23 protein-coding genes, 3 pseudogenes and 1 riboswitch are annotated in these 26111 nt (G+C 43.7%); of the genes and pseudogenes, 11 read left to right on the top strand and 15 right to left on the bottom strand.

Annotation, left to right across the window (positions count from 1 at the left end; translation table 11 throughout):
• The first annotated feature begins 135 nt into the window (after positions 1-135).
• Both F6J94_RS09950 and thiS read left to right on the top strand, forming a co-directional pair.
• Positions 136-1218: a thiamine phosphate synthase gene (locus F6J94_RS09950; RefSeq protein ID WP_293039545.1), complete on the top strand. Its 1083-nt coding sequence runs from the start codon at positions 136-138 to the stop codon at positions 1216-1218.
• Between the two features lie 86 nt (positions 1219-1304).
• Entirely contained in the window at positions 1305-1529 is a 225-nt protein-coding gene (thiS, locus tag F6J94_RS09945) for a sulfur carrier protein ThiS (protein WP_075895832.1), read from the top strand.
• A 95-nt stretch (positions 1530-1624) separates the two neighbouring features.
• Here thiS and F6J94_RS09940 read toward each other — a convergent pair whose 3' ends face one another.
• From F6J94_RS09940 to F6J94_RS09930, 3 genes are all read right to left on the bottom strand, one after another.
• Positions 1625-2812 (bottom strand): class I SAM-dependent methyltransferase, encoded by a 1188-nt coding sequence (locus F6J94_RS09940; RefSeq protein WP_293039542.1) that lies wholly within the window; start codon positions 2810-2812, stop codon positions 1625-1627.
• Positions 2813-2901: 89 nt separating this feature from the next.
• Complete coding sequence (lhgO, locus tag F6J94_RS09935) at positions 2902-4110, bottom strand: L-2-hydroxyglutarate oxidase (RefSeq protein ID WP_293039540.1); 1209 nt, start codon at positions 4108-4110, stop codon at positions 2902-2904.
• Positions 4111-4670: 560 nt separating this feature from the next.
• Positions 4671-5900 (bottom strand): class I SAM-dependent methyltransferase, encoded by a 1230-nt coding sequence (locus F6J94_RS09930; RefSeq protein ID WP_293039538.1) that lies wholly within the window; start codon positions 5898-5900, stop codon positions 4671-4673.
• A gap of 174 nt (positions 5901-6074) precedes the next feature.
• Here F6J94_RS09930 and F6J94_RS34215 point away from each other — a divergent pair, with 174 nt between their 5' ends.
• The 3 genes from F6J94_RS34215 (at position 6075) to F6J94_RS09920 (ending at position 8261) form a co-directional block, all read left to right on the top strand.
• The gene (locus tag F6J94_RS34215; protein ID WP_366514186.1) at positions 6075-6257 is read left to right on the top strand and encodes a DUF2358 domain-containing protein; all 183 of its coding nucleotides are present in this window, start codon (positions 6075-6077) and stop codon (positions 6255-6257) included.
• A 106-nt stretch (positions 6258-6363) separates the two neighbouring features.
• Positions 6364-6489 (top strand): hypothetical protein, encoded by a 126-nt coding sequence (locus F6J94_RS09925; protein ID WP_293039537.1) that lies wholly within the window; start codon positions 6364-6366, stop codon positions 6487-6489.
• Positions 6490-6848: 359 nt separating this feature from the next.
• Positions 6849-8261, top strand: a complete 1413-nt coding sequence (locus tag F6J94_RS09920; RefSeq protein ID WP_293039536.1) for a HEAT repeat domain-containing protein — start codon at positions 6849-6851, stop codon at positions 8259-8261.
• 123 nt (positions 8262-8384) lie between these two features.
• Here the strand turns inward: F6J94_RS09920 and F6J94_RS09915 are convergent.
• The 3 genes and pseudogenes from F6J94_RS09915 to rfbF form a co-directional block, all read right to left on the bottom strand.
• Positions 8385-9598, bottom strand: a pseudogene (locus F6J94_RS09915) (methyltransferase domain-containing protein).
• Between the two features lie 239 nt (positions 9599-9837).
• On the bottom strand, positions 9838-10902 hold the full coding sequence (locus F6J94_RS09910) for an NAD(P)-dependent oxidoreductase (protein ID WP_293039535.1): 1065 nt from the start codon (positions 10900-10902) through the stop codon (positions 9838-9840).
• On the bottom strand, positions 10826-11677 hold the full coding sequence (gene rfbF / locus F6J94_RS09905) for a glucose-1-phosphate cytidylyltransferase (RefSeq protein ID WP_293039534.1): 852 nt from the start codon (positions 11675-11677) through the stop codon (positions 10826-10828). Before rfbF ends, F6J94_RS09910 begins: the two co-directional genes overlap by 77 nt.
• Before the next feature lie 654 nt (positions 11678-12331).
• Here rfbF and F6J94_RS09900 point away from each other — a divergent pair.
• Positions 12332-12574 (top strand): glycosyl hydrolase family 28-related protein, encoded by a 243-nt coding sequence (locus tag F6J94_RS09900; protein ID WP_293039533.1) that lies wholly within the window; start codon positions 12332-12334, stop codon positions 12572-12574.
• Between the two features lie 417 nt (positions 12575-12991).
• A complete protein-coding gene (locus F6J94_RS09895; protein ID WP_293039531.1) occupies positions 12992-14086 on the top strand; it encodes a calcium/sodium antiporter in 1095 nt (364 codons plus the stop codon).
• A gap of 54 nt (positions 14087-14140) precedes the next feature.
• Here F6J94_RS09895 and mtnB read toward each other — a convergent pair whose 3' ends face one another.
• The 4 genes from mtnB to F6J94_RS09875 all read right to left on the bottom strand — a co-directional run bounded on the left by mtnB (position 14141) and on the right by F6J94_RS09875 (position 17401).
• Positions 14141-14824 (bottom strand): methylthioribulose 1-phosphate dehydratase, encoded by a 684-nt coding sequence (gene mtnB / locus F6J94_RS09890; protein WP_293039550.1) that lies wholly within the window; start codon positions 14822-14824, stop codon positions 14141-14143.
• Positions 14817-15473 carry an HAD-IB family phosphatase gene (locus tag F6J94_RS09885; protein WP_075895812.1) on the bottom strand — a complete coding sequence of 219 codons (657 nt, stop codon included), beginning with the start codon at positions 15471-15473 and terminating at the stop codon, positions 14817-14819. The genes mtnB and F6J94_RS09885 overlap by 8 nt, the downstream gene beginning before the upstream one ends.
• A 250-nt stretch (positions 15474-15723) precedes the next feature.
• Positions 15724-16818, bottom strand: a complete 1095-nt coding sequence (locus F6J94_RS09880; RefSeq protein ID WP_293039528.1) for a RuBisCO large subunit C-terminal-like domain-containing protein — start codon at positions 16816-16818, stop codon at positions 15724-15726.
• A gap of 28 nt (positions 16819-16846) precedes the next feature.
• Positions 16847-17401: an acireductone dioxygenase gene (locus F6J94_RS09875; protein WP_293020967.1), complete on the bottom strand. Its 555-nt coding sequence runs from the start codon at positions 17399-17401 to the stop codon at positions 16847-16849.
• 244 nt (positions 17402-17645) lie between these two features.
• On the opposite strand from F6J94_RS09875, the gene ftsH3 reads away from it, so the two are divergent.
• The gene (ftsH3, locus tag F6J94_RS09870) at positions 17646-19487 is read left to right on the top strand and encodes an ATP-dependent zinc metalloprotease FtsH3 (RefSeq protein ID WP_293039526.1); all 1842 of its coding nucleotides are present in this window, start codon (positions 17646-17648) and stop codon (positions 19485-19487) included.
• Between the two features lie 287 nt (positions 19488-19774).
• A riboswitch (TPP riboswitch) is annotated at positions 19775-19871 on the top strand.
• Positions 19872-19877: 6 nt separating this feature from the next.
• Entirely contained in the window at positions 19878-21251 is a 1374-nt protein-coding gene (thiC, locus tag F6J94_RS09865) for a phosphomethylpyrimidine synthase (RefSeq protein ID WP_293039524.1), read from the top strand.
• Positions 21252-21345: 94 nt separating this feature from the next.
• Here thiC and F6J94_RS09860 read toward each other — a convergent pair whose 3' ends face one another.
• Complete coding sequence (locus F6J94_RS09860; protein ID WP_293020951.1) at positions 21346-21501, bottom strand: hypothetical protein; 156 nt, start codon at positions 21499-21501, stop codon at positions 21346-21348.
• A 656-nt stretch (positions 21502-22157) separates the two neighbouring features.
• The gene (locus tag F6J94_RS09855) at positions 22158-23561 is read right to left on the bottom strand and encodes a transposase (protein ID WP_293039522.1); all 1404 of its coding nucleotides are present in this window, start codon (positions 23559-23561) and stop codon (positions 22158-22160) included.
• A gap of 129 nt (positions 23562-23690) precedes the next feature.
• On the opposite strand from F6J94_RS09855, the pseudogene tnpA (F6J94_RS09850) reads away from it, so the two are divergent.
• Positions 23691-24044: pseudogene (gene tnpA, locus F6J94_RS09850) on the top strand (IS200/IS605 family transposase).
• A 43-nt stretch (positions 24045-24087) separates the two neighbouring features.
• Here tnpA (F6J94_RS09850) and F6J94_RS09845 read toward each other — a convergent pair.
• The 3 genes and pseudogenes from F6J94_RS09845 to tnpA (F6J94_RS09835) form a co-directional block, all read right to left on the bottom strand.
• Positions 24088-24543: an MASE3 domain-containing protein gene (locus tag F6J94_RS09845; protein WP_293039520.1), complete on the bottom strand. Its 456-nt coding sequence runs from the start codon at positions 24541-24543 to the stop codon at positions 24088-24090.
• Between the two features lie 539 nt (positions 24544-25082).
• Complete coding sequence (locus F6J94_RS09840) at positions 25083-25463, bottom strand: MEKHLA domain-containing protein (RefSeq protein WP_293039548.1); 381 nt, start codon at positions 25461-25463, stop codon at positions 25083-25085.
• Between the two features lie 16 nt (positions 25464-25479).
• Positions 25480-25957, bottom strand: a pseudogene (gene tnpA, locus F6J94_RS09835) (IS200/IS605 family transposase).
• 52 nt (positions 25958-26009) lie between these two features.
• On the opposite strand from tnpA (F6J94_RS09835), the gene F6J94_RS09830 reads away from it, so the two are divergent.
• Positions 26010-26111: helix-turn-helix domain-containing protein (locus F6J94_RS09830; RefSeq protein ID WP_293039546.1), on the top strand; the 102-nt coding region annotated here is incomplete at its 3' end.

Raw genomic sequence — 26111 nt, 5'->3', positions numbered from 1 at the left:
TATCCATAAACTAGGATAGTTGTAATCTATTTGTAATCATTTATCACTTGAAATGTGTCCGTTGCTAAAGGTTACTGACCACAGAAACAAGCTTTCCATCCACTGTTAGGATAGATAATAATGGAGTAGTTAGTAATGGAAGAGCAAGACAGCGGCATTATGGTTCAAAAAGCGGCGATTTGCCGAATTTTGGATGCAAATTTAGACCGAGCTAGAGAAGGCTTGCGAATTATTGAGGAGTGGTGCCGCTTTGGTCTCAACAGCGCCCAGATGGCTGGGGAGTGCAAGGAAATGCGCCAGGAATTAGCCCGTTGGCACAGCTCGGAAATCAGGATCTTCCGAGATACCTCAGGGGATCCAGGGACTGGACTAACTCATCCCCAGGAAGAACGACGTTCCAGCATTCAGCAGCTTTTACAGGCTAATTTGTGTCGGGTGCAAGAAGCACTACGGGTGTTGGAAGAATATGGTAAACTATACGACGCTCAGATGGGGATCGCCTTTAAGCAGATGCGCTATCGGGTTTACAGCCTAGAAAGCAATTTACTGGGATATCAGCGTCATCAGTTGCTAGAGCGATCGCATCTCTACTTGATTACATCCTTATCAGACCAGTGGTTTGCCAAGGTAGAGGCTGCCCTCCAAGGTGGACTAACCTTGGTACAGTACCGGGAAAAACAAGCAGATGATGGGGACAAACTAGCTGATGCTCAGAAATTGTGCCAGCTGTGCCATCACTATGGTGCTTTGTTTATTATGAATGACCGGGTGGATTTAGCTCTGGCAGTGGAGGCTGATGGGGTTCATATCGGACAACAAGATGTACCAATTTCCTTAGCACGGCAGCTACTGGGCTCCCAGCGTATTATTGGTTGCTCGACTACTAACCCTGATGAACTACACCGGGCAATTGCTGAAGGCGCAGATTATATCGGTGTTGGACCGGTTTATGAAACCCCTACTAAACCCAATAAGCAAGCAGCTGGTTTGGATTATGTCAAGTATGCTAAAGAGCATGCTACAATTCCATGGTTTGCAATTGGGGGAATTGATCCAAACAATTTAAACTATGTCTTGGATGCAGGAGCTCAACGAGTGGCGGTTGTGCGGGGGATCATGGAGGCGGAACAACCGACTCTAGTTACTCAATATTTTCTGTCCCAGCTCAAACGAGAGCACACTCTTCGATCTCTTGAAGCTGGGGTTTCTAAACCCTAATGTCCTAAAACTAGATAATAGTTAGACATGTTAGGTAATAAGTAATAGTGACTAATTTTGAATAGCTTGCTGGTAAATATTAGCTGATGATATCTAACAACACAACTCAAATTACCCTTGAAGTTAATGGTGAATCCCGGACCTGCTCTTGTGACACTAAACTACCCCAGCTATTAGAACAGCTAGGCTTAAATCCGCGCCTGGTGGCGGTAGAATACAATGGTGAAATTCTCCATCGGCAGTTTTGGAACCAGACTCAAATGCAGGAGGGAGACCAGCTGGAAATTGTCACAATTGTTGGCGGCGGTTGACTTTAAAGGAGATATTTTAAAATCTCCCCATCAATCTTCTTGATCATGGGTATTCAACTGGACTTGATATCACCAAAGCCAAGGTTAAAACACAGTCAAACACAAATTAGCTCAGGAGTTAAACCTAGATTGTTGCATAACTGTCGAATCTCTTCTTCATAGATAGGGTTCATCACAATAACCAGATCAGGTTGGTAATCCTGGAGAAATTCTGGTGGAACAATTTCCTGTCCTGTTCCAGCAACGTACTTCCCCTGTTTGCGGGGATTGAGATCTACGATGTCATCAATCACATCTTGGCACTTGAGCAGATTCAAAAAAGTAACCCCTTTTGAGCCAGCACCCCATGCTACGGCTTTTTTATCAGTTTGAGCGATGGTTGTCAGTTTGTGCTGCCAGCTTTCTAACTTCTCCTGAAACCTAGCGGTAAAGCTGGCAATATCGCGAGTCAATACCTCGATTTCATCCGGTTTTCCATAGCTGTTCGGGATTTCCCCATGCACTGGCTTTGCTTCCAGGCACAGGAACTGACCACCAAACGCCTCCTTGATTTCACTAACTTGAAACCCAGCATTGACAAAAGCTTGCCCTAGAGAAGTGGGGGCGAAATAGCAGCAGTGTTCATAGATAATGTCCCACACTGCTAAATGGCGAAAGGTATCTAAGGCGTTGGGGACTTCAAACAAAACAATGGTATTAAGGCGAGAACCGATCGCCTGTCGTAGTGGCTTGAGCAAATCTGCGGGATTGGAAATGTGCTCTAGGGTGTGCCGACAACAAATTAGATCGGCTTGATACTCTTGGTAAAGCTGTGAATAGAAATCTTGAACAAACTTGACTTGAGTCTGGAGTTGTTGATGCTCTGACCTAGGAACATAGCTGGGGTCAAAACCTACTCCTCGGTTATTACCTAGTTCACACAGACTTATCAGAAAATCCCCTTTGCCACAACCAATTTCAATAATGTCTTTATTGTAGAGATGGTGGCGCTTCACCAATCCAGCGGCAAGGGATTGGGCATAGTCCTGAAATCGGGCAGAGTAATGTAAGGAGTTTTCATAGTCCTGGGAATAACCTAATTTAGTAGGGTCAAACGCTAGGTTGCTAATAAAACCACAGCTAGGACAGAACCCTAGTTTGATATCTCCCTTAGGACAGTTTTGAGCAGTTTGACGCGATCGCCACAGGAGATTACAGTACACTGGCACCGCCAACATTTCAAAAAACACCTCTAAATCGGCAGAGGCACATACAGGACAGTTGTGGTTAGATAAGGTGTTCATTTCAAGTTTTCACTCCATTAGACTAGTACAGGGAAAGTACAAATAATCAGCTATCAGCTGACGGCTGATAGCTTTTAAGGAAACTTGGGTCAGATCACCCTTTCGAGAGTTTTCAGTGTCGGGATTTCACTAGCGATCGCATTACCAATCTCCAAAGAAGCCGTAGCACCAGGAGAGGGAGCGTTACAAACATGCATTGCTTTAGGACTATTGACAATTAAAAAATCATCCACCAACTTGCCATCATTTTTTAAGGCTTGAGCTCTGACCCCAGCATGGGTGGGCACTAAGTCATCTGCTTGGATTTCAGGAATCAACCGTTGCAAACTCTTAACAAAGGCAGCTTTACTGAAGGAGCGGATGATTTCCTGAATTCCTGCGTCTCCATGTTTGACAGCTAGTTTCCAGAAACCGGGATAGGTCATGACCTCCACAAAATCTCGCAGGTCAAAATCAGTCTTTCGATAACCTTCCCGCTTGAAACTGAGTACAGCATTGGGTCCAGCATGGACACTGCCATCAATCATGCGGGTGAAATGAACCCCTAGGAAAGGAAAATTTGGATTAGGAACTGGATAAATTAAGTGCTTGACTAGGTAGCGTTTCTCTGGCTTGAGTTCATAGTACTCACCCCGGAAAGGAACGATTTTAGCTGGAGGCTCAGCATCACCCAACTTAGCAATGCGATCGCTATGTAGTCCAGCACAGTTGATCACAAAGCGAGTGGGATAGTTACCATTGTTGGTTTCCAGCACTAGACCATCCCCAGTTTCCAGGATCTTTTCAACCTTACTATTGAGACGTAAATCCCCTCCCTGGACACGAACCAGTTCAACGTATTTTTCACAGACCTGCTTGTAGTTTACAATCCCAGTGGAATGAACCCGAATTCCAGCTAAACAGCGCACATGGGGTTCAATTTCCTTAACCTCTTCACCAGTAATCTTGGCAATCTCTATACCATTTTCCAAACCCCTTTGGTAAAGAGTATCCAGTAATGGTAGTTCTTCTGGTTCAGTTGCTACAATTACTTTGCCACAGATGTCATAATCAATGCCATGCTTTTGGCAGAATGCCACCATCGAGCGATTTCCTTCGTAACAAAATCTAGCCTTGAAACTCCCTGGTTTGTAGTATATTCCAGAATGAATCACACCACTGTTATTGCCAGTTTGGTGAGCCGCCCAACTGCTCTCTTTTTCCAGTACCATAATTTTGGCATCTGGATAACGTTGACCCAATGCCATGGCTGTGGATAAGCCAATGATTCCTCCTCCAATAATCGCCAAGTCGTACATGGTTATTTTTATTACTGAAACTATTAATTTTAACTTTAAATGTTGAATGTTGAATGTTTAAATTTTAATGTTGAATGTTGAATATTAAAAGTTAACCGTATCCCTGAGAAAGGTATAATAATGGAGAATATAGTGTTTTTTTTGTATGGTGAGGTCCACCTTGAAGCTGAAAAGCTTGTTAATTGAGACTTATGGTCTACCTCATTGGAGTAAAAACCGCTATAAACAATTAATTAATCCTCAAAACTTTGGGTAAGCCTACTCACTTCCCATACTTTTTTTTACCAGAAAACCTATTGGAATATTTGCCATTTTGGCCTGAAGGGGCGACCAAAAAATAAAAAATGACAAAGACTCTTTTTCCCGCAAGCATCCAAGCCTTCGGTTATTGCTCAACTTTGCTGGGTGCTTTCTGATGGAAAATTTTTTTCCAAGTGTGTGCAGAAAAAACATAGTTCCCAAGTACACCTAAACAACTCCAGTAAACACTTTATGAGTCATAAGTCTTTAATTTTTGACTTATGACTCATAACTGATCACTCATGACTAATGACTGATATTTATAGAGATATAACCTCTGTAGTTACTCCCATCTTATTCAACATTTGCTGAATTTCATCACAATATATGGAATTCATGACAATCACCTGATCAGGTTTGTATTCCTTCAAAAACTCTGGTGCCATAATTTTTTTACCAACACCAGGGATAAATTTCCCATGACGATGGGGATTAATATCTACCACGTATTCAATTTTGTCTGTGGTATCAAGAGTGGTTAGAAAAGCCACACACTTGGAACCTGAACCCCAAACTACAACACGCTTGCCTTGAGCATGCATCTGCTCTAAGTGCTGCCTCCAATTCTCCAGCTTCTTGCTAATCTCGTTGGTGAAGTTTTTGACATGCTGAGTAACTTCCTCAAGACTCTCTTCCAGAGGATGTACTTTCTCAGATGGGATGGTGACAGGTCGGGTTTCAATTAACAAATATTGTTCACCATAAGCTCGATACAGGTCAGTAACTTCAAAGCCACAGTTACGGAATAATCGCGCTAGGGATCCAGGGGTGAAATAGGAGCAGTGTTCGTAGTAAATGTCTTCAAAAGCTAAGTCTTTGAGTACTCGTATGGTATCTGGTATCTCAAACACCACAACGGTATTGAGGCGATCGCCAATGGAGCGGCGCACGGTACTAATAAACTCAGCGGTAGGATAAATATGCTCTAGGGTATGGCGACAACAGATAAAATCACCTACATACTCAGCATAGCGCTCTGAGTAATAGTCTTGAATAAAGGTGACCCGGTCAGCGGCTTCACTCTGGACTCGTCCTACTACAGCAGACGGGTCAATACCAACACCACGATTGTTACCTAATTCGCACAGCAGCAAGAGGAAATCTCCTTTGCTACAACCAATCTCTATAATGTCTTTGTTATGAAGGTCGTATTTGTCGATCAGATGATTGGCTAGATCAAGGGCAAACTGATTGAAGGTTGGGGAAAAACTCTGTTGGTCTTCATAATTGGGAGCGTAAGCTGACCACCTGGGATCAAAGGAAACATTAGTGATGAAGCCGCAGTCTTGACAAAACCCCAAAACCACATCACCGCAAGGGAAGTCTAGAGCTGCTTCCTGGGTTGACATCATTAAGCAACTGTGAACTGGTACGTTATGTACTTCATAAAATAGGGACAATCCTTGGTTTCCACAGTTGGGACAAATATGTTCTGATAATGAAATCGGTTGTGTGTGAGCAAAATTTTTGGACAATGCTTGTTGTATCATTTTGAGTGACTCTTTTAGAATTTAAATGTGATGACTTCATAGGATTTGAGTGCCAATCAATATCAATCCCAGATTGAGCGGGTAATTCAGACCATTAAGCACGATATACCAACCCTGTCTTAGCAAGATATTGCCTATAATTTTTATACAAAAAATAGTTAATTTCAAGACCAAATTAGTCGATTTAAAGTAAAATTAAACTATCGAATTATAGTTTATATACTGAGATTTAACGCTCGGCTATTTTTTAGCACAATTTATTTCGTTCTGCATGATATCTCTCAAACCGATGAAAAGGTGATCACGGCAAATTGGACAGGGGTGCATCTCATATTTGTAAAAAAGTGGGTGCGTTAGGGACGGGCTCGCCAAGACGCAAGCCATAGCAAGTTTTGGGACAGTCCGTCCCGTAACGCACCACCGCGTCAAATAGCAAAAGTGAGATGCACCCATTGGACAGTTCGTGCGTGACACATTTCGGGTACCTTGGAAAGGTCATGTGTTTTTCAATGGCTCTTCTAGCTACCTCCTGACCAAAGATGGTTTTATCACCAATCACCTGGATACCTGGAATCGCAAACCAAGCTAGATTTTTCAGCAGTTTTTCCCCTGTGGTTTACCATAGCTGATTGATGAATTTATTTGGCATTGAAGTTAACGATTCCCCTACTGCGAATGATGCAACATTATCACCCTACCTACTAATTTTTCAATAATGATTAAAGGTACTTGTACATAGAATTGGCATGAGCTGAATGAATTGAGTAATTGCCGGATAGTGGAACCTTATGCGACTTTGAGATTTAAGTATGTTTGGTTGTTATTAGGCAAACAGGCTTGGAAATACTAGATTTTGTTATACTAGGTTAATGGGGGAAAGCTAGATTAAGACTTCACCAGAAATCCCCAGATTTTAATGCCGTTTGTTAATTAACAACTATCGATAAAATGGATAAAAAAATTATAACAAATCAGGGTATTATTACAGATTTTAACAGACCGGATACCCCACTCATCCTCAAAAAATTGGCTCAATCGGATCAGTATTGGGACGTACGACAAGCAGCAGCCGAAGCATTAGCCCATGGTTGGAAAGATCACCCGGTTACCTTACCCATCCTCAAACAATTGGCTCAATCGGATCAGAATGGGTATGTGCGACAGGTAGCAGTGCAAGAATTAGCCCATGGTTGGAAGGGTGAACATGATATCTTACTTATTCTTAAACAACTCGCTCAATCCGATCAGGATTCGGATGTGCGAATAGCAGCAGTTTCAGGATTAGCCGATGGTTGGCAAGATCATCCGGATACGTTACCCATTCTCAAACAACTGGCTCAATCTGACCACAATTCCGATGTGCGACGAGTAGCAATGGCAAAATTAGTCCATGGTTGGAAAAATCACCACGATACCTTAGCTATTCTCAAACAACTGGCTCAATCGGATCAGTATTGGCGTGTGCGACAAGCAGCAGTAGCAGAATTAGTCCGTGGTTGGAAAGATGATCCAGATACCTTACCCATCCTCAAACAATTGGCTGAATCGGATCAGGATGCCGCTGTGCGACAAGCAGTAGCCGAAACATTAGCTCGTGGTTGGAAAGATGATCCAGATACCTTACCCATCCTCAAACAATTGGCTGAATCGGATCAGGATGCCGCTGTTCGACAAGCAGTAGCCGAAGCATTAGCTTCTAGTTGGCAAGATCATCATGATACGTTACCTATTCTCAAACAATTGGCTCAATCGGATCAGGATTTGGCTGTGCGACAAACAGCAGCCGAAGCATTACCTCGTAGTTGTAAAAATCACCCGGATACGTTACCCTTTCTCAAACAATTGGCTCAATCGGATCGGAATGGATATGTGCGGCAAATAGCAGTGCAAGTATTAGCCCGTGGCTGGAAAGATGAACCGGATATCCTACTTTTTCTCAAACAACGGGCTAAATCAGATCGGAATTTGGATGTGCGAATAGCAGTGCTGGAAGAATTAGTCCGTGGTTGGAAATATCACCCAGACACTTTACATTTTCTCCAAGAACGAGCTGAATCAGATCCGCATTGGCGTGTGCGAGCAGCAGTTATGACAGAATTAATCTGTGGTTGGAAAAATCAACCTGGGATGTTTGAATTTTTGTGCGTTCGCGCTGTCAATGATCCCTTTTATCGCAAGCAGCGCCGGGAAGAAAACCCTCGGCAAATTGCCCTGACAGCAATCATTGATGACTATCCAAACCATCCCCAAACTCTACTACTATTGCGAGATAGAGCAAAGCATGACTCAGATCAGAAAGTGCAGAAGTTCGCTAAAGAAAAATTGGCAAGTATCCGTACCCTCCCAAACTACCAAAGTTGACTTAAATTATAGCATTTATCAAATAGGTGAGGTATACCAATTTGGGATTTTATGGAATAGTGATGGCTCCCTACTCCCTACTCCCTACTCCCTACTCCCTTACTTGATCGTCAACCGTCAACTCTAAACAATCTTTGGTTGTGGAATCGGAATAATAAATTTACCTCCTTGTTGTCGATATGCTTCTTGTTGCTGCAAAATTTCATCAGCAAAATTCCAAGCTAGCAGCAACACATAATCGGGTTTATCCTCTAACAGTTTTGATGGTGGAAAAATAGGTAAATGATTAATGCCCATGTAGCGACCATGTTTGAACGGATTTAAATCCACTACATAATCCACCAGGGTTTTATTAATCCCAAAATAACTGAGCAGAGTAGTTGCTTTAGCTGCTGCTCCGCTGCCACCTTTTTACCCTGTTTCTTCAAATCCCAGAGTATATCCAGTAAAGAAAGCTTAATTTCCTGAACACGATTAGCAAAATCACGATAGTAATCAATGCGGTCAACTCCCCGCGCTACTTCTTCTGCTAATAGAGATTTTACGGATTCCTTAACCTGTTCGTTAGGCTCCACAAATAGGCGTAACGAACCCCCATGGATTGGAGTACGTTGGATGTCATTTAGGAATAAACCATGTTTCCTAAACAACCGATCTAAAGCAGTTACTGAAAAATAGCATAAGTGCTGATGGTAGATAGTGTCAAATTCACAGTGATCTACCAAGTCAACCACATAGGGGACTTCAATTACTGCTACACCAGTGTCTTTTAGCAGAACGCCAATCCCTGCTACAAAGCCATTCAGATCTGGCACATGAGCCAAGACATTGTTAGCAAGAAAAACATCAGCTTTCCGTCCTTGAGAGTGTAGCTCTATTGCCAAATCTTTCGTAAAGAATGTACAAAGAGTAGGAATACCTGCTTTTTGGGCAGCTTCCGCAGGTCCAGAGGCTGGGTCAATTCCCAGCACCGGAATTCCTTTTTCAACAAAGTTCTTGAGCATATAGCCATCATTACTAGCTGCTTCAATCACTAGACTGTTGCTATTGAGTTGTCTTGAATCAATGATGGCTTTGGCACTATCTCCAAAGTGTTTTAGTAACGATTTTGATACAGAAGAAAAATAGGGGTAGTCTCGACAAAATAGGATTTCCGGGGGGACACTTTCGGTGATTTGGACTAAACCACTGCTAGGAGAAAACGCCAGATCCAATGGAGCAGTATATTCAGGTTTATCTAACTGGTCTTTAGTAAGTAATCCATCAGCTAATGGGGTGTAACCGAAGGAAATAATTAACTCTAAGTCATCAGTGCTGTTAGCACGACAAATAGGCATTGAATTAGACATTATTATTTTTTTTCAAATATGACTGTTAATTGTTAACTGTCAACTGTTTGCAATTAACGGTTAATCAGCAACAAAAAAATATTCATAACAATAGCAAAGTCAACTTTTTCTTAAAGTAAACTAATTCTCCAGGGTGACTGCCAAAAATTTTTCCGCCCTTTTGGTAATTGGTAATTGGTAATTAGAGTAGGATTACCGATTACCGATTACCAATGACCCAACAACTCCTAAACACTCATGGCTTGTATTTTAGGAGATGTAGGTAGCTGGGTACGCCAACGCAGGGTTTGATCTAATCTTCCAGTGCTAAGTAATTGTTTGATGTGAGCAATACGCTGATACCTCGGTCCCTCAAACTCTTCCAAGGTTAAGCCTACAGTTTGATAAGCCTGGTAGAGTTCTTGAGCTCCCCGACGGGCATTCCATTGGGGTTTGAATTCGGGTAATGTCTGAATAATTTTACTACAATCAACGCGATAACAGCGCTTATCGGGTCCAGCATCTTTAGCGTATTCAATTTCGCAGCCTGGAACTGTTTCTTTGACAATTTCGGCTAACTCTCGAATGCGATAGTTGTCCTCATTTCGTCCCACATTAAACGCTTGATTGTGTACCAGCTCACGAGGTGCCTCCAACACCGCAATAAACGCTTGGGAAATATCTTCAATATGGACAATGGGACGCCAAGGGGTGCCATCGCTCTTGATATACACTTGACCGGTGGTAAATGCCCAAGCGACCAAGTTATTGAGTACTAGATCAAAGCGCAAACGCGGCGAAACACCGTAAGCCGTAGCATTCCGAAGAAAGGTAGGACTAAAGTTATCGTCCGCTAACTGAGTAACATCTTGCTCGACACGAACTTTAGAAATGCCGTAAGGAGTGACAGGGTTGAAGGATGATTCCTCAGTCAACCAGTCATCACCACCAGCACCATAGTTACTACAGGACGATGAGAATACGAAGCGCTCGATGCCTGCGGCTTTGGCTAACTTAGCCAAATGAACTGAAGCAGCATGATTGATCTCATAGGTTAAGTCAGGATTCAGATTCCCCAGAGGATCGTTGGAAAGCCCTGCTAAGTGGATTAGAGCATCAAATCCTTCTAGTTCTGTTGCCGTAACGTCACGGATATCCTTTTTTAGCTCTGGAATTTTTCGAATTCCTTCACCAAAAGTACTCTTTTCAAATAAGTCGCTATCAAGACCAAATACATCATACCCTTGAGCTAATAGCATTGGCACCATGACTGTGCCGATGTAGCCCTTGTGACCAGTTACTAATACTCGCATTATTTTCCTCCCAAATTTTCCAAGGTGCATTGCCACTGTTCCACAGACTTTCTAACCTGCGCTTGTCGCGCAAGGTATCCATGCATTGCCAGAATGAAGTGTGGTGATAGGCCATCAGTTGCCCATCTTTGGCGAGTCGCTCCAGTGGTGCTTTTTCCCACTGGGTGTCATCGCCATCGATATAATCAAAAACTCCGGGTTCTAAAACAAAGAAAGCACCGTTGATCCAGCCTTCTCTGGTTTGAGGCTTTTCAGAGAATTCCGTAATCTGGTTTCCATCTAGTTCTAAGTAACCAAAACGTGCAGGTGGACGTACTGCAGTTAAGGTAGCTAATTTGCCATGAGAGCGATGGAATTCCAGGAGCGCATTTAAATTGACATCAGAAACTCCATCTCCCCAAGTGAGCATAAATGTCTGATTGCCTACGTAGGGAGCGAGCCGTTTAATCCGACCCCCTGTATTGGTGTAAATACCAGTATCAATTAAATCAACTGTCCAATCCGGTGCTACACCACCGTGCTGGATGACGTTGCCATTGTTAAGGTTGACTGTTAAGTTACTATTAAGTGAACTATAGTCCACCATGTATTTTTTAATAACTTCTGCCTTATAGCCAAGGGCAATCACAAAATCTTGGAAGCCATAATGGTAATAATGCCTCATGATATGCCAGAGGATTGGTCGCCCTCCGATTGCTACCATTGGCTTTGGTTTTGTGTCAGTTTCTTCCGCTAGACGAGTACCGAGCCCCCCGGCAATAATTGCTACTTTCATATGACTGTTGAGACCAAAATCACTAACAACAAAATTACTAACAGGTTTTACTTAAGCTCAATCATATATTTATGAATTAAGTCATCAATAAACCTATCGATGCATCCTATCAAATTCGGTTGACTAATAATCATAATTCCTGAACGGGTAATTGGTAATTGGTAATTGGTAATTAGTAATTGTTAGTTGGTATTTAGTAATTAGTAATTGCTAGTTGATGATGAATCATCACCCATTACGCATTACCAAAAATTCAGGGATTATTGGCAAAGTAATTAACCGGACTTGATATCATTCAGTATTTTCAATTAAACCCAAGTTGTACTTAGATCTGTTGCCAGATTGGCTTGAATTAAATTTAACAAAAATTAATTAATTAAATATTAAATATTGTGATTTTTTTGACATCAAGTGGTATTTTAAAAATGCTAAAAACACGATTAACTAAGAACTGCTACCACTGGATGATCAGTAAAGGTTTTGCAAAAACAATTATTTAAATGTTGTTTATTATACATATCAAGTATAAATATCAATTCCAAAGACTTAAAAATCTAGTAGGCATTCCTCTGCACCTAGCTAAGCTCATGCTCTTCTCCCTAAGCCTGTGCAGCCTACTATTGGTGATCGGGCTTACCTGCTAGCTTTTCCACCTTGGTCAGTTCTTCAGTAGCAACGAATCCCCTCTATCCTTTGGATGCGAACATGGTGAATGTGCGGGATTACGGTGCCAAAGGTGATGGTATTACCGATGACACAGTTGCCATTCGCCTAGCAGTTCAGGATAATCTCACGAAACATTACACCCTGTTCCAACAGGAACCTATTTGGTTAGTGATTCAATTGAGTGGAAGAATCAGAAGCGTGTGTTTGGGCATTTCTGACTTGGCAGGGTGAAGGCACTGACAAGACTATGAGCAAGCTTCAGGAGAAAGCCAAAGGTTTTGGTAATCCTTAGCAGCCCAGGGAATCGGCTTAGAATGGTTGTATGGGCTAGTTCAAGAGCCAAGTAGACTCTCGAACCGCTACTACAGTACCATGCCGCCTTTTATCTATCTGTCTTTAAAGCAACTGTTTTTAGAGAGTTTGTTGATAAAAATAATATGAAACAGTTAGCAAATAAATTATTAGGTTAAGAACTAAAACTAAACCTGGATAAACACAGGAAAAAATTCGCTTTATCTGTGTTATTGTTGAGTTGTTTGCCGTTTCAATAAACCCTAGGTAATAATTATAAGGGCTAAGTCGAGGTTATAGCAACTTTCATGCTTGATGAAGTAAACTCGTCCTCAATGACTTACTCACACACAGCCAATGAACATAATCACTCTCATTTTATTTATTGCTGGCTTTGTACTTTTAGTTGTTGGGGCGGAAATCTTGGTGAAGGGCGCATCACAGTTGGCGTTGGTAGCAGGTGTCTCCCCCTTAGTGATTGGGCTGACTATAGTCGCTTACTGCACCAGTGCCCCAGAATTAGCCGTAGCATTGCAGTCGAGTTATGACGGACAAGCGGATATTGCCCTTGGTAACATTGTTGGCAGCAACATTGCCAATATTTTGCTAATCTTGGGAATATCGGCAACTATGTTACCTTTGGTTGTATCCCGGCAGTTGGTGCGATTAGATGTACCTTTGATGATTGGCATATCATTCCTACTCTTGTTTATGAGCTTGGATGGCCAACTGGGTAGAGTCGATGGCAGCATCCTGTTGGCTGGCGCGATCGCATATAGTTTATTCACCATTATTCAGAGTCGCAAGGAAAATCAGGAAATCCGAGACCACGATACCCCTCAAACCAAATCTCGCCAGTCTCGTACTAGCCTTAAAAAGATAGTTACTCAGTTAGGGCTGATTTTTTTCGGCTTAGGAATGTTAGTACTAGGTTCCCGCTGGCTGATTAATGGGGCTATTGCTATGGCCAAGATGTTTGGCTGGAGCGAGTTAATTATTGGCTTAACCATTATCGCTGTTGGCACCTCTCTTCCAGAAATTGCCACCTCCATTATTGCCAGTGTCCGTGGTGAGCGAGATCTTGCCGTAGGTAACGCTATTGGCAGCAATATTTTTAATATCCTGTTGGTGCTGGGGATGTGTAGCTTGATTGTGCCTGATGGTATACAGGTGTCAACTCCTGCCCTAAACTTCGACATTCCAGTAATGATTGCAGTAGCGGTGGCTTGTCTGCCAATTTTCTTTACTGGCTATCAAATTTCCCGGTGGGAGGGATTTCTCTTTTTAAGCTATTACGGTGCCTATACCTTGTATTTGTTCCTAAACGCCACACAACACCAAGCTTTATCACAATTTAGTACTATCATGATGACATTTGTCGTACCTCTAACGATAGTTACCCTAGTCATTTTGGTGATGGGCAGTATACGGACTAGCATCAAGTCTGGTTGAATAATTGCCGAATTGCTGAATTGTTCCGATTGAGCAATTCAGCAATTGTATTTGTTAATTCTTGATTGAGGTAGTGCTAAGCTCAATTTGTCGAGCAGCTACCATGTATCGAAAAATATAATCAGCTAACTCCAAGTAGATCTGGGCACGTTCGGTGGAAGACGCCCAAACAGTTATACCGTGGTTCCGAATTAATAGGATATTGACTGATGGCGATGCAGCCTGAAAGCGATCGCATATCTCACTACTAATGCGAGAAACATCTAGATGGTTGACAAATACTGGTACCGTGACTTTAGGGTTCTCCTCCCGTACTCCAAAGCCCTTAAGCATTTCTAGCGGCGGCAAAGGCAGGGTATCGTCTTTAGTGAAGCCAGAAACTAAATTCGACTCAATGGTGTGAATATGATAACAGGCTTTAGCATCTGGGAATAAAGAGTAGATACTTTGATGAATGCTTGTTTCAGCTGAAGGACGAGATTCAGGTGATGGTTTTTCTACTACTGTGCCATCAGTGGCTATGCGAATAAAGTCTTTGCTGCCTAGCTGCCCTTTATGGCATCCACTCGCAGTAATCCAGAAGCTGCCATCGGGCTGTTTAGCAGAGAGGTTACCGGCTGTCCCCACCATCCAACCTAATTGATAGAAGTGACTAGCAGCAGTAATTAAGGTTGGTCTTGGATCAATAGCTGATAGTAATTGGTGGTGATTTCGGATTGAGGAGCCATGATTAACCATTGTTCCACCGCTGGGATAGCTTTTGTTGTACATCAAAAAAATCATCCCACGGAATGTAGGGCTTTTGGCGCTCCTCCAGGTATTTGCTGAGGCGATCGCGGGCGAATACTACCGGGGCTTTCAGGCTCATATTCAAGTCCGTTACCGAATCGCCAATGGCGATCTGCTCTTGAGCCGGGTGTTGTGCCATCACCCGCACTTTAGACACAAGTTCTGTCTCTCCTTCAAACTCAGAGGTTACCTTTAGAAAATCCCCGGTAGTTTCCACATCAACAGCATAAATAGCTGCTACCCGCTCAAGTAAGGATTTTTTCCCCGTGCTTCCCTGACTGAGAACCGTTTCCACCATGCAGCGCAAACCACCGGAAACGACAATGAAAGGGACATTTTGAGTATCAAGAAAGTCTAACAATTGCTCTAAACCAGGCCGAATCGGTTTGGATTGAGCGTAGGCAATAATGTCAGGATAGCTAGCTGAAGGAATTGACTCTAACATCTGGCGCACACCTTCCCTCAGAGTCAGCTTCATACTGTACAGCTGGGGCATAATTTGGGCGGACAACTCGGGAGCAAAGTGTTTGAGCATGCCCACAAAGGTTTCAACGGCGGTAATGGTACCGTCGAAGTCGCAGAATACAACTCGATTCACAATGGTATTTAGTCTAAGAGTGCTCAGTCCTGAGTAAGAACTGTGGCTGTTGACGATATGTTCACGATAAATAGTATTACTATATGCATTACTATAGTAGTGATCAAAAATGTGAGGTACTTACGTCCTTGGAGTTAATGGAAGTAAGTATTACGGAGTAAAGATTACGGAGTAGGGTAAAGAAACCAGAGTGTACCTCATAATTATGATAAACACTATCTTGTCATTACCCCATAACCCGATTACCCGATTACCTCCGAGATGAATGTATGGCTTCAAAAAATGCTTTAACGCCAGCAGCAGGACCATCGGGATGATCCATAATGCCAGTTCCAGCATTAAGAATGACCTGTTGTCCGTAATCTGCTACAACCTTAGGGACAATCCCAGCATGAATGCCAGCGGAGGGCACAGGAAATACATTACGCGATCGCAAACTATCTCGAATTCGCTTTTCCTCCTCTGGGTCAAAGGGTAAACTACCATAATGGGCGGGATATAGCACCGCATCTGCCCCACCATGAGCCATCAGGGTTCCCAACACCACTGAGTAAGCCATCCCGTGGTTTGGGGCTCCACAGAGTGCTCCTGCTAAGGCGGGATGGGCAAAAATAGGCACATTAATCTCTGGATCAGCAGCTAGGGCTTCTAGGACAGAGAAACCGTAGGTCAAGACATTCAGCAGCAGGGCATTTGCCCCTTCCTTTACCAACGTATGAGCTTTATCAAGCAATTTGTCAGCCGAACCAGTTACATTAATGGCATAGAGTACAGTGCGCCCAGTTTGCTGTTTTATTTCATCAAGTACCTTACGGCAGACTTCTAGACGTTTCAGGGTTGGTGCTATCTCCAAATCCCCCAGAATCTCATCATCTTTAATAATGTCAAGTCCAGCTCCAGCAACCTCTTGTAAAATCTTCCCATGGTCTTCCGCTGAGAGTCCCAAGGCTGGCTTAAAAATTGCCATAATCAGGGGACGGTCAACTACTCCTAGTCTTTCCCGAATCCCGGTAATTCCGAATTTGGGATGCCTACCGTAGTGTTCTGGCAAGCGCACTGCCATGACTTTAGCTGGTCCTGCCATGGAGTATTTGCCAAAAATCATGGTTAGTAGAGTAGGGATATCGTTTTCCACATTAGCTTCGGGAAAACGGATGGTAGCCAAACCAGAACCATCAGGGTTAATGACACCTTGAACAACAGTACCAAGATGGGAGCGAAACACATTTTCGAGATGGGCAAAACGAGCATTCCAGGTGCCTGCGGTTTGCCCAACAGCAATCACTTTCGCTTGTTTTTCGACATCAACACCGCGAGGAAAGCGGTAGTCAACTTCAATGGACATATTCAATAAGTTATGAACTGGAATATTCTCAAACAGCTACTACCGGCTTCATCCGAATTTCCGTACCCGTGTATTCCGGAACCCAGCCTTCAGTAGTGATAAAGTAGCGCACAGCTTTAACCCGTCGTGATGGTGTCAGATAAAACCAATGTTCAGTATTCGCTGGCACATTAATGTACTCCTCAGGCTGCACAGTCAACTCCATTTGGCTGCCATCAGGACGTACAAACCCAAAAACCCCTTCTCCAGCAATTATGTAGCGCACTTCATCGTCAGTATGGTAGTGACAATCCTTAAATTTGGAAAGGAGGGCATCAAGATTAGGTATGTCTGGATACAGTACGATTAAGTCACGGGATTGATAGCCAGCGGTTTCCTTAAGTTGTTCAAAGTAGCTATCTAAAGCTTTAAGTACTGTATCCTTTTCAATATCACTAAGGGTGTCTTGCTCTAGAAGGCTGTGAATTTCTGGGTTGTCCCCTACAGACCAGTGATTTAGCTGAACCTTCAGAGGTGCTAATTCTCCGGCAATATCACTTAGCTCGGTATAGGTTGTACCATCTTCAAGTCGTAAAACCGCCATCATGTCCCTCCTGTTGGCTGTTCGATCTCCAAAGCCCCACATTATAATATTAAGCATTGCTCTAGGTCAACCTACACCAGCCATCCAAACAGTATTATTAGGTATCAAAAGGCATAAAACGCTTCCAGAAAGGCTGTTTTAGAATAAAGTCCGCCCACTTTTCCTCAGAAAGGTTAACATAAATTAATATAAGAAGCTAAATTCTATATTTGCCACATCCTCGAATCTATGGAGGTAACAACGAGTGAATAAAAAGTGGAGAAACGCAGGGCTATATGCACTCCTAGCCATAGTGGTGATCGCCCTTGGTACAGCATTTTTGGACAAACCGTCCCCAAGTCGAGATACGTGGCGGTACGACGAGCTGATTAGCAAAGTCGAGAGCGGCAAGGTGGAAACCGTTAGAATCAGTGCTGACCGCAGTAAAGCGATCGCGATCGCTCAAGATGGTCGTCAGGTAGAGGTCAATCTCCCCAATGACCCACAACTAATCAACCTTCTGAATAATAACGGTGTAGATATTTCAGTTCTACCCCAGAGTGATGAAGGCTTCTGGTTCAAGACCTTAAGCAGTTTCTTCTTCCCGATTCTGCTCTTGGTGGGATTGTTTCTATTACTGCGGCGTGCCCAGAATGGTCCAGGTTCTCAAGCCATGAACTTTGGCAAGTCCAAAGCTAGAGTCCAAATGGAACCCCAAACTCAGGTAACCTTTGGGGATGTGGCAGGTATTGAGCAAGCCAAGCTAGAACTTAACGAAGTAGTAGACTTCCTCAAAAATGCTGACCGCTTCACTGCTATTGGGGCTAAAATTCCCAAGGGAGTCCTGCTCGTGGGACCTCCAGGAACCGGTAAAACTCTCTTAGCTCGTGCAGTAGCTGGGGAAGCAGGTGTTCCGTTTTTCTCCATCTCTGGTTCTGAGTTTGTCGAGATGTTCGTAGGGGTTGGTGCTTCTCGGGTGCGAGACCTATTTGAGCAAGCCAAGAACAATGCTCCATGTATTGTATTTATTGATGAAATCGATGCTGTGGGGCGTCAGCGGGGTGCCGGTTTAGGCGGTGGTAATGATGAACGGGAGCAAACCCTTAACCAGTTACTGACTGAAATGGATGGGTTTGAAGGTAATACCGGTATTATCATTATTGCTGCTACCAACCGCCCAGATGTTCTTGATGCTGCCCTACTACGCCCTGGTCGTTTTGATCGACAGGTAGTAGTAGACCGTCCTGATTATTCCGGACGTTTGGAAATTCTCAACGTTCATGCTCGTGGGAAAACCCTGGCCAAAGATGTGGATCTCGAGAAGATTGCCCGTCGGACCCCTGGTTTCACCGGAGCAGATTTATCCAACTTGCTCAATGAAGCAGCAATTTTGGCAGCCCGTCGCAACTTAACCGAAATCTCTATGGATGAGGTGAATGATGCCATTGACCGGGTGCTTGCAGGGCCAGAGAAGAAAGACCGGGTAATGAGCGAGAAACGCAAAACCCTAGTAGCGTTTCACGAAGCAGGTCACGCCCTTGTGGGTGCCTTAATGCCCGATTATGACCCAGTGCAGAAAATTAGCATTATTCCTCGGGGTCGTGCTGGTGGTTTGACTTGGTTCACCCCTAGCGAAGACCGGATGGATTCAGGCATGTTTTCCCGTTCTTACCTGCAAAATCAGATGGCAGTGGCCTTAGGTGGTCGGATTGCTGAAGAAATTATCTTCGGTGAAGAAGAAGTGACCACAGGTGCTTCCAATGACTTGCAACAGGTGACTCGGGTGGCACGGCAGATGGTGATGCGCTATGGTATGAGCGATCGCCTTGGCCCAGTAGCCCTAGGACGGCAGAATGGCAGTATGTTCCTAGGTCGGGATATTGCCTCAGACCGGGATTTCTCAGATGCCACAGCATCAACCATTGATGAAGAAGTTCGCAAGCTAGTTGATGAAGCCTACGAACGGGCTAAGAATGTAATTCTTGGCAATAAGCACATCCTCGATAAGCTTGCTGAAATGCTGATTGATAAAGAAACCGTAGATGCTGAGGAACTCCAAGAGATTCTAAGCACTAACGATGTCAAGATGGCTGCGATCGCTCTTTAACACAAGGCGATTTGGGCAATCACCTAGGTAAATACAATGGTGAATACAATAGCCTCTAGCTATTAATCATCCGTAACAGGATACCGTAACAGGACAGTGTAACTAAGCACTGTCCTGTATTATTTTGAGATTAAATCTTAAACAAGCATAACGATATAACTATTCCTGTTAAAAATTCCATAAGCTAATCTCAATAATCTTGAATTCTATAGATTACCCACTTGTGAATCAATCCCAAGGAGGGCGATCCTATAATCCGACTGATTTTATTTGTGATAGTATAATCAAACCAAAGCTAGGGGTGCCTGAGCAACCAGGCTGAGATTACACCCTTAGAACCTGAGTCCGGTTAATACCGGCGGAGGGAAGCTGTCATCGAGGAAATTAAATATGCGTATTGAATGGGTTGCCAAGCGCCGTGGTCAGAGCAATGTGACTCAAATGTACTATGCTCGCCAGGGTCTTCTGACAGAAGAGATGCACTACGTAGCCCAGCGGGAAAACCTTCCCGTTGAGCTGATCAAAGATGAAGTGGCACGGGGGCGAATGATTATCCCCGCCAATATCAACCACACTAACCTAGAGCCAATGTGTATTGGTATCGCCTCCAAATGTAAGGTGAATGCCAATATCGGTGCCTCCCCCAACTCTTCTAATCTTGATGAAGAGCTAGAGAAGGTTAACTTGGCCGTGAAGTACGGGGCCGATACCGTAATGGACTTGTCTACAGGTGGTGGCAACTTGGATGAGATTCGTTCCGCCATCATTAATGCCTCACCTGTACCCATTGGCACGGTACCAGTTTACCAAACCTTAGAGAGTGTCCACGGCAAGGTGGAAAACCTTACTGCCGATGACTTTCTCCACATCATTGAGAAGCACGCTCAGCAAGGAGTTGACTATCAAACCATCCACGCTGGCATCTTAATCGAACATCTGCCTTTGGTCAGAAACCGACTAACCGGCATTGTTTCTCGTGGTGGTGGTATCCTCGCCAAGTGGATGCTCCATCACCACAAGCAAAATCCCCTCTATACCCACTTTGACGACATTATCGAGATTTTCAAGAAATACGATGTCTCCTTTAGCTTAGGGGATTCTCTGCGTCCTGGCTGCACCCATGATGCATCTGATCAAGCCCAGTTAGCAGAATTGAAAACATTGGGGCAGTTGACTCGTCGTGCTTGGGAACATGATGTACAGGTGATGGTAGAAGGACCTGGTCATGTGCCAATGGATCAAATTGAGTTCAATGTCAAAAAGCAGATGGAAGAGTGTTCAGAAGCACCTTTCTATGTTCTAGGACCACTCGTGACAGACATTGCGCCTGGATATGACCATATCACCTCTGCCATTGGTGCAGCTTTGGCTGGCTGGTACGGTACCGCCATGCTTTGCTATGTAACCCCGAAAGAACATTTGGGACTGCCCGATGCTGAGGATGTGCGCAATGGCTTGATTGCCTACAAAATTGCTGCTCATGCGGCGGATATTGCCAGGCATCGTCCAGGAGCACGGGATCGGGATGATCAACTCTCCATTGCTCGCTACAACTTCGATTGGAACCGCCAGTTTGAACTTTCCCTTGACCCCGAACGAGCTCGGGAATACCATGATGAAACCCTGCCAGCAGATATCTATAAGACAGCAGAGTTTTGTTCGATGTGTGGACCAAAGTTCTGCCCGATGCAAACTAAAGTTGATGCTGATGCCTTGACTGAACTAGAGAAGTTCTTGGCGAAAGAACCTGCCCATCAACGTTAATTCAATCATAAATCAACTAAACCTTTTAAAAACCCGGTTTCTTAGCAGAAGCCGGGTTTTTTTTGACTTTTACTGCCACTTACCTATTAGAGCGCTACGGGCTGGGAATCGGGAATCGGGAATCGGGAATCGGGAATCGGGAATCGGGAATAGGAAATACCAAATAGGAAATAGGGAATACGCAATAAGGAATACGCAATTGGGAATAGGGAATAGGCAAGAAGCAATAGAAAAGCCAGGGTAAACGCATCTTATTTGATATAAATGGTAACAGCAAAAAAAATGATTAACTCAATTTTTTGTTAAATTCGAATAAATCCCATCCTAAAAGCAGTTTTTTTTGTTCAAAGTCAACAAATTTTCCGCTGACTTTAAACAAGAATCAAAGTCGGATTTCCCTACGAAACCAGAATGTAGAGTACTCTCAAATCAACCAAGGATAACACAGCCAATATAGCAGAAGTCAGAAGTCAGAAGTCAGAAGTCAGAAGTCAGAAGTCAAACTCTTGCGCTTACTTAGGTTTGAGACTTTTGTCATGTCCGCGCCTGCCCTGGCGACTGCTATAATTGAGAATAAGTGGCGCTTATTGAGAATAAACCGGGTAATTCTAGATTTTTGATACTATTGTTTAATTTTTAACTGTTAATTTTGATACAAATTTAGAGGCGTTTACCCTGGAATTATGCCATAGGCAATCAACCCAAACCCCAAGCTGACAATAATGACAAAACCCAAGCTCCTGGTTTGGTTTTTTTCTACCCAGCTTCTCCTTGAGCAAAGGCTAGTTCCTAGAATCAGGATTAGTGCATTGAAAAGCCGACAGAGTGCCCAGGTAAATGGAAGTGACGCACTCCCACCGCTAAGCTGGCGCTATAGCGTGGGCTTCTTCATCCGTTCGCCAAAGGCTAGGCCATAGGCCAAAGACTGAGAAGCGATCGAGTGTCCGTGCCGTCCCTTAGGATAGACACGATTTGCTTCGTGGTACTATTGTCCATATCGCCAGATACGACTAGCTTCCCACTACGCCGTTTTATACTTGGGAAAACGCCCAGCCCAAGTCGTTTGAGGTTGATTGCGGCATTCACATCCCGGTCAACCAAAACCTTTTCAACCGGATCGTAATACTTTCTGATTGAGCAATCGGTAAATATAACTTCGTTCCGATAACTCAGAATCATTGATGAATACGCCGGTTTTTGTTTGATAACCACTGCTCCAGCTTTTGAGGCTATGTAGTCCAGTGTGGTTATAAATTCACCAAACGCCGCGTCTAACCAAGACTTGTTCAGCCCAGACTTAGCCGATTGGCCGTTAGGCAAATACGTCCCATCAGCGGCTTTGTTGGGTTTATTTCGTTTTGTCAGTCCCTTGATATTTAGCAACTCTAGGAAAAACACTTTCTTGCCGGTTTTCACCAGCAAGTGAGCCAGGTTGTAACGGTGATTCTGGCGCTGCCTAGCAATGCGTTGATGTATTCGAGATTCACGCAATGCTAGCTGGCGACGGGCTTTAGAACCTTTACGTTTCGATGATTTCTTAGCAGAGACGGCCTTGAGTTTTGGTAAAGACTTACGCAGCGGTTTAGCTGATTTGTATTTGGTATTTTCAGATGTGGCAATGTAGTCATCGCCCTCTAGCACTGCGTCAAGACCGATTGAGTTATCCCAAGTGGGGACAATCTGATCAGGCGTCAACTTAGGCACCGTAGGATCTGCTACGGTCAGGTTGATATACCAACCATCGGCTTTTTTAGTCAAGCTAACACGTTTGACAACGGCACCATCCGGCATTGGTCGGTGCATCCGAACCTTCACCATTCCGAGCTTGGGAAGCTTGATATAGAGCCAGTTTTTGCGGACAAGATGAATCCACCTTGGTTTGACCATTGCGAACACCATCGTCCGGTAGCTGGATTGGTTCTTAAACCGTGGCTTACCGCTACGCAAGCCATTGGAATCACCCGATATATAACGCTTGAAAGCATCGTCAGCCCGTTTGCAGACATCCTGCAAAACGGTTGAATCTAATCGGGTGAAGTCCAACAGCTCACCGCTATGAAACACCTTGATCAGATCTGTTTTGAGTCCAGGCAATTGTGACTGTTGACCGTATCTAGTCGGCTGATCTCTGAGCTCAGGTAACGGGCAAACTAACGGACAAGCGTTGACTTTGGTTCTATTGTTGTCCCACCAATCGAAACGATCTCCGAGCTGGCGGTTATACCAATAGCGACACACTCGAAGCCAATAATTAGCCTCAAGTTTTTGCTTAGTGTTTAAGTAAGCTCGATACTGAAGCGTTGATTTCATAGCGGCCGATCCGACCATTACTGCGGGGCTTAGTGTTATTATAGCACCAGCACAGGAATTAGTGTCAACCCATGCCTAAAGATGATATCCACCGTGCTAGAGGCGTTTCAAACTTGAAAGCTCCTCAACGTGTTAGTCCCAAAATACCGGCGTAAAGTCTTCACAGGGGTGATGCTAACCCGCGTAGAATCAATATTTTCAGAACTGATGTCTAAGTGGGAAGGTAGTTTGGTCGAGTTCAATGGTGAAGCGGATCACGTTCATTTATTGATCCAATACAATCCCCAGACTCAGCTGAGCAAACTAATCAATAATCTCAAGACCGTTTCCAGTCGATACCTACGGAAATAATTTCCCGATCAAGTGAATAAGTATTACTCGAAAAAAGTGTTCTGGACTGGCGGCTACTTCATTGCTAGTTGTGGAGGGGTTACCGTTGAACAACTCAAAGAATACGTTCAGAGTCAGGACAGACCTGACTGATGTTGGGTGATGGGGCATCGAACCCCATCACCCAACCTGGCTTTCATCCCACGCTAAGCTGTGGCTTAAGCGTGGGAATTCCCGCCGAGCTAGTTAAATTACGATTATCGGCGACAACATCAATTAAGCGGTCAGCAGCCAGAGTATGAAAGGCATTTATCACACCAGCAAAAAAAAGTGATACGCCGATGATAGGAACGATTGGGTCTTTGGTGATACTATAGTTTGTGAAGGCTAAGCAAACCGTAAAAACAGCCGTACAGACAGCACTCCACTCCAGGAGTGTGTGTACAAAACTTCCGGAAAAGACCGAGTGCATGGCATCATTAACTTCATGGGGTTCCCATTCAGAGGCTGCCGAGAGGTCAAACAGTTCCTGATGGGTACTAAAATCAACCCCTAATTGATGCAGAATATAGGGTAAAATGCAGATAAAAATGACTGTCCAAACAAATGGTTTGGGCAACCTAGTTTTGCCGAAAAGCCTGGCTTTTATCATAGTTTTTATTCCATAGTTTTCATTCCCAATATGGCTTTCGGTTTGATGAGTGATCAAGATGAGGAAGGTCTTTAGGTAAGACTTGGCTAAATCATGCCACCAATAGGCAATACCAAGTACAGTTCTAGTGCCAGAGTCTATTGACTCAGTGATGGAATACCCTAGAGCTGTTCATTATGGGTTAGAATCATTGAACAACATGGACTTCTGTGATGCCAGTTAGATATACCAGTTACATATAGAGTTCCCGACTAGTCCGACCCAAATAACGGCGTTGTAATTGTAGCGGGATGATTTATGGAGATCGGGAAGAGACGGGAAGTGGGGGAAGATACTGCAAGAAGGGGAAGTAACCTGTGAGGCATATAATCTGAATTAGCACTATGAATTAGCACTATGAATTAGCACTATTAATGCTACAAATGATTTGATTTCTTTGATTGAATTGGTAAGGGGGCAGGGGTACTCAGGAGTAAGGGAAAGGACTTTGTAGTTTTTCTCCCTTACTCAAAAATCGACAATTTAAGTGCGCGACATCGTCAATTAATCCGTATCCACTGGGAAAACGTAGCCCCTTGACCACAATATTTATTTTCCTCATCAATGAGATTCCAGACGATAACATCTGAAATCTGGAACCGTTTACCAGTGCTAGAAATGCGGACACCTTGATAGTTGCTAATATAGCCCTGGGTTGTCACTTGGTTAAGCAGGCGTAAGCGCTCCTCCCTTTCCATCGGCTCAGCTGAATATTTCGAAGGCATTCGGGTAAATTGGTTCCAATCCATTTCCCACAATTCTAAAGCTTTCCGATTGCCATAGTTGTAAATGGGGTCTGATTCAGTGTTGTGAGAGAGGACCGCAAAGGGAGCTTCAAATAGTGCCTGTGCAATTTCCATAGGTGAGCCACTGGTATCGATTAGCCTCTGACAAAATTCATCCCACGCTCACGCTACGCTTTGAGACGTGGGATGAATTTTGTGCAGGGTCTTTGTTGCTCATCTCAGGAGTGTCTTGGTTTTCAATGTACTTTTTAAGAGTAGAAATAGTAACGCCACCACAACTAGCAATAAAGTAAGAACTATTCCACTTGTGCAGGTTTGTTGTAGTAGATTCTGGCTAGTTGTTCACCAAATTCTACTCTTATTTTTCGGCTTGAGACACTCTTCAATGAGTTAACCAGTTTACTCAGGTGAATGTCAGGGTGATACTGGAGAAGCAGGTGAACATGGTCTTTTTCCCCATCAAGGCTAACAAGCGATCATTGTTGTTGTTGAAGTAAGTTTTCAAAAATTTCATGTAAACGGCTAATCATCTCACCAGTAAAGACTTTGCGACGATACTTGGTCGTCAAGACGAGATGAGCTTTAAGGTCACAGACAGACCGACCCTTGGATAAAAAGTCATTCTTCATAAACTACCTGCTGTTGTCTGCTATAATCAGTTTAGCTTAAAAGTTAACACCAATGAAATACACGTATCAATATCGACTATATCCAGAGACTCAACAAACACTCACACTGAACGAGTGGCTGCGAGTTGGTCGATATTGGTATAACCGGATGTTG

Origin of the sequence: Moorena sp. SIO1F2, from assembly GCF_010672755.1 — a bacterium.
In the GTDB taxonomy this organism is placed as follows: domain Bacteria; phylum Cyanobacteriota; class Cyanobacteriia; order Cyanobacteriales; family Coleofasciculaceae; genus Moorena.
Note: the sequence above shows the minus strand (reverse complement) of the source record. Positions and strands in the feature narration are given on the sequence as shown.

Coding starts and splice junctions, on each gene's coding strand:
- F6J94_RS09950 (WP_293039545.1), top strand. CDS start 136: ATGGAAGAGCAAGACAGCGGCATTATGGTTCAAAAAGCGGCGATTTGC.
- thiS (WP_075895832.1), top strand. CDS start 1,305: ATGATATCTAACAACACAACTCAAATTACCCTTGAAGTTAATGGTGAA.
- F6J94_RS09940 (WP_293039542.1), bottom strand. CDS start 2,812: ATGAACACCTTATCTAACCACAACTGTCCTGTATGTGCCTCTGCCGAT.
- lhgO (WP_293039540.1), bottom strand. CDS start 4,110: ATGTACGACTTGGCGATTATTGGAGGAGGAATCATTGGCTTATCCACA.
- F6J94_RS09930 (WP_293039538.1), bottom strand. CDS start 5,900: ATGATACAACAAGCATTGTCCAAAAATTTTGCTCACACACAACCGATT.
- F6J94_RS09920 (WP_293039536.1), top strand. CDS start 6,849: ATGGATAAAAAAATTATAACAAATCAGGGTATTATTACAGATTTTAAC.
- F6J94_RS09910 (WP_293039535.1), bottom strand. CDS start 10,902: ATGCGAGTATTAGTAACTGGTCACAAGGGCTACATCGGCACAGTCATG.
- rfbF (WP_293039534.1), bottom strand. CDS start 11,677: ATGAAAGTAGCAATTATTGCCGGGGGGCTCGGTACTCGTCTAGCGGAA.
- F6J94_RS09895 (WP_293039531.1), top strand. CDS start 12,992: ATGAACATAATCACTCTCATTTTATTTATTGCTGGCTTTGTACTTTTA.
- mtnB (WP_293039550.1), bottom strand. CDS start 14,824: ATGGTTAATCATGGCTCCTCAATCCGAAATCACCACCAATTACTATCA.
- F6J94_RS09880 (WP_293039528.1), bottom strand. CDS start 16,818: ATGTCCATTGAAGTTGACTACCGCTTTCCTCGCGGTGTTGATGTCGAA.
- F6J94_RS09875 (WP_293020967.1), bottom strand. CDS start 17,401: ATGGCGGTTTTACGACTTGAAGATGGTACAACCTATACCGAGCTAAGT.
- thiC (WP_293039524.1), top strand. CDS start 19,878: ATGCGTATTGAATGGGTTGCCAAGCGCCGTGGTCAGAGCAATGTGACT.
- F6J94_RS09860 (WP_293020951.1), bottom strand. CDS start 21,501: ATGCGTTTACCCTGGCTTTTCTATTGCTTCTTGCCTATTCCCTATTCC.
- F6J94_RS09855 (WP_293039522.1), bottom strand. CDS start 23,561: ATGAAATCAACGCTTCAGTATCGAGCTTACTTAAACACTAAGCAAAAA.
- F6J94_RS09845 (WP_293039520.1), bottom strand. CDS start 24,543: ATGATAAAAGCCAGGCTTTTCGGCAAAACTAGGTTGCCCAAACCATTT.